The sequence below is a fragment of the Vibrio sp. 1288 genome (assembly GCF_033344475.1).
In genome coordinates this window covers 1-805 of record NZ_JAWPOX010000340.1, presented here as the reverse complement: position 1 = coordinate 805, position 805 = coordinate 1, and the positions used below count along the sequence as shown (strand labels likewise).

Annotated in this window: 1 protein-coding gene; it reads right to left on the bottom strand. The window is 50.4% G+C overall.

Annotation, left to right across the window (positions count from 1 at the left end):
* A partial coding sequence (locus R8O11_RS26635; protein ID WP_318194797.1) for a BCCT family transporter occupies positions 1-805 on the bottom strand: 805 nt, incomplete at both ends.

Here is an 805-nt window from a genome sequence, read left to right as displayed (position 1 = left end):
CCCACTATCAAGGCCTGCAACCACCGAGATCAGCGCCAATGCCGTGATCACTACAATCAACACGACTTGAGTTGTGTCGGTCATTGGCACACCAAACAAAAAGTTCAAACCTGTTGCTGCTTGTGAAGCGCCATAGCCGAGCGATGTCGCCAGACCAAATACCGTCGCAACAACCGCAAGAATAGCAATGATGTGCCCTACCCAGCCCCAAACTCGTTCACCAAATAGCGGGTAGAAGATGGAACGCATGGTCAGTGGCAACCCTTTGTTGAACGAAAAAATCGCTAAGCCAAGGGCCAACAACGCATAAATAGACCAAGGGTGAAGTGCCCAGTGGTAAATGGTCGCAGCCATACCAAGTGCAGATGCAGCATCTGTATCACCAACTGCACCACCAAGTGGAGCCCAGTCGGTGCGCACACCATTTTCAATGTTCACGCCGCCAAGTGCAGAGCTGAAGTGCGACATTGGCTCAGACACACCAAAAAACACTAATCCGATGCCCATACCGGCTGCGAACAACATCGCTAGCCAGCCTGCATAAGAGTAATCTGGTGTCGCTTCAGTACCACCAATTCGAACTCGGCCAAGCGGTGTCACAATCAAGACCAAGCAGACAATGACAAATACGTTGCCAGAAGCAAGAAAGAACCAGTCAAGATTGGATACTAGCCAAGCACGTAAGCCAGCGAAAAAGGGTTCAACTGGTGGGCAAAAAGTTACCGTTGCAACAACAAAAAGGCCAATAGCCACCCCAGAAATTGCGAAACCTCGGTGGTGAATTTCTAGCCGAATGGGCCGACTT